Origin of the sequence: Vibrio sp. MED222, assembly GCF_000153005.1 — a bacterium.
Lineage (GTDB): Bacteria > Pseudomonadota > Gammaproteobacteria > Enterobacterales > Vibrionaceae > Vibrio > Vibrio tasmaniensis_A.
This window is the reverse complement of sequence record NZ_CH902616.1, coordinates 1-1755: the sequence shown is the minus strand read 5'-3', so window position 1 is coordinate 1755 and position 1755 is coordinate 1. Positions and strand designations below refer to the sequence as shown.

Annotated in this window: 5 protein-coding genes; all 5 read left to right on the top strand. The window is 46.9% G+C overall.

Going from position 1 to position 1755, the window contains the following annotated elements; genetic code table 11:
• Positions 1-272: 50S ribosomal protein L22 (rplV, locus tag MED222_RS00425; protein WP_009849004.1), on the top strand; the 272-nt coding region annotated here is incomplete at its 5' end.
• A gap of 18 nt (positions 273-290) precedes the next feature.
• Positions 291-989: a 30S ribosomal protein S3 gene (gene rpsC, locus MED222_RS00430; protein WP_004736734.1), complete on the top strand. Its 699-nt coding sequence runs from the start codon at positions 291-293 to the stop codon at positions 987-989.
• An 11-nt stretch (positions 990-1000) separates the two neighbouring features.
• Positions 1001-1411, top strand: coding sequence for a 50S ribosomal protein L16 (gene rplP / locus MED222_RS00435; RefSeq protein ID WP_004736736.1), 411 nt, complete (start codon positions 1001-1003; stop codon positions 1409-1411).
• Positions 1411-1602 carry a 50S ribosomal protein L29 gene (gene rpmC / locus MED222_RS00440; protein ID WP_004736737.1) on the top strand — a complete coding sequence of 64 codons (192 nt, stop codon included), beginning with the start codon at positions 1411-1413 and terminating at the stop codon, positions 1600-1602. Before rplP ends, rpmC begins: the two co-directional genes overlap by 1 nt.
• Positions 1602-1755: 30S ribosomal protein S17 (rpsQ, locus tag MED222_RS00445; RefSeq protein WP_009849003.1), on the top strand; the 154-nt coding region annotated here is incomplete at its 3' end. The genes rpmC and rpsQ, both read left to right, overlap by 1 nt.

Below are 1755 nucleotides of genomic sequence, written 5' to 3'. Positions count from 1 at the left end.
CAGACCAAATTCGCGGTAAGTCGGTAGACCAGGCTCTAGAAATTCTAACTTTCAGCAACAAAAAAGCTGCTGTACTAGTTAAGAAAGTTCTTGAGTCAGCTATCGCTAACGCGGAACATAACGAAGGTGCAGATATCGACGATCTAAATGTCGCTAAAATCTTCGTAGATGAGGGCCCTATCATGAAGCGTATTATGCCTCGTGCTAAAGGTCGTGCGGATCGTATCTTGAAGCGTTCAAGCCACATCACTATTGTTGTAGCAGATCGCTAAAGACTAGGAGAGTAAGCAATGGGTCAGAAAGTACATCCTAATGGTATTCGTCTTGGCATCGTTAAGCCTTGGAATGCTACATGGTTTGCTAATACCAACGAATTCGCTGACAACCTAGACGGCGACTTCAAGGTACGTCAGTTCCTTACCAAGGAACTACAAAAAGCATCATTATCTCGTATCGTTATCGAGCGTCCAGCGAAGAGCATCCGTGTGACTATTCACACAGCTCGTCCTGGCGTTGTTATCGGTAAGAAAGGTGAAGACGTAGAGAAGCTACGCGCAGCTGTAGCTAAAATCGCAGGTGTACCAGCGCAAATTAACATCGCTGAAGTACGTAAGCCTGAGCTAGATGGTCAGCTTGTAGCTGATAGCATCGCGTCTCAACTAGAGCGTCGTGTTATGTTCCGTCGTGCAATGAAGCGTGCGGTACAAAATGCTATGCGTCTAGGCGCTAAAGGCATCAAAGTACAAGTAGGCGGCCGTCTTGGCGGTGCTGAAATCGCACGTTCAGAGTGGTACCGTGAAGGCCGTGTGCCTCTACACACTCTACGTGCAGACATTGATTACGCAACTTCTTCGGCTCACACCCAATACGGTGTGATCGGCATTAAAGTTTGGATCTTCAAAGGTGAGATTCTAGGCGGTATGCCAGCTGCTAACGCAGTAGAGCCAAAAGGCGATAAGCCTAAGAAGCAGCGTAAAGGCCGTAAGTAAGGAGTCGAACGATGCTACAACCAAAACGTACTAAGTTCCGCAAGGTTATGACTGGTCGTAACCGTGGTCTAGCTAAAGGTACTGAAGTAAGCTTCGGCGAATTCGGTCTTAAAGCTGTTGGCCGTGGTCGTCTGACTGCACGTCAAATCGAAGCGGCACGTCGTGCTATGACACGTCACATTAAGCGTCAAGGTCAAATCTGGATCCGTGTTTTCCCAGACAAACCGATTACTGAAAAGCCTCTTGAAGTTCGTCAAGGTAAAGGTAAAGGTTCAGTTGCGTACTGGGTTGCTCAAATCCAACCAGGCAAAGTTATGTACGAGATGAATGGCGTACCTGAAGAGTTGGCACGTGAAGCGTTCCGCCTAGCGGCACGTAAACTGCCTGTTAAAACTACTTTTGTAACTAAGCAGGTGATGTGATGAAAGCACAAGATCTACGCGAAAAGAACGTTGAAGAGCTTAACGCTGAGCTATTGAATTTGCTACGTGAACAGTTCAACTTGCGCATGCAAGCTGCAACTGGTCAACTACAGCAAACTCATACTCTAAAAGCTGTACGCCGTGACATCGCACGTGTGAAAACTGTTTTGACTGAAAAGGCAGGCGCATAATGAGCGAAACTAACCGCATCCAGCAAGGCCGTGTAGTAAGTGACAAGATGGACAAGTCTATCGTTGTTGCTATTGAGCGTACTGTAAAACACCCAATTTACGGTAAGTTCATCAAACGCACGACTAAAGTACACGCACACGACGAAGACAACA

Coding starts and splice junctions, on each gene's coding strand:
- rplP (WP_004736736.1), top strand. CDS start 1,001: ATGCTACAACCAAAACGTACTAAGTTCCGCAAGGTTATGACTGGTCGT.
- rpmC (WP_004736737.1), top strand. CDS start 1,411: ATGAAAGCACAAGATCTACGCGAAAAGAACGTTGAAGAGCTTAACGCT.
- rpsC (WP_004736734.1), top strand. CDS start 291: ATGGGTCAGAAAGTACATCCTAATGGTATTCGTCTTGGCATCGTTAAG.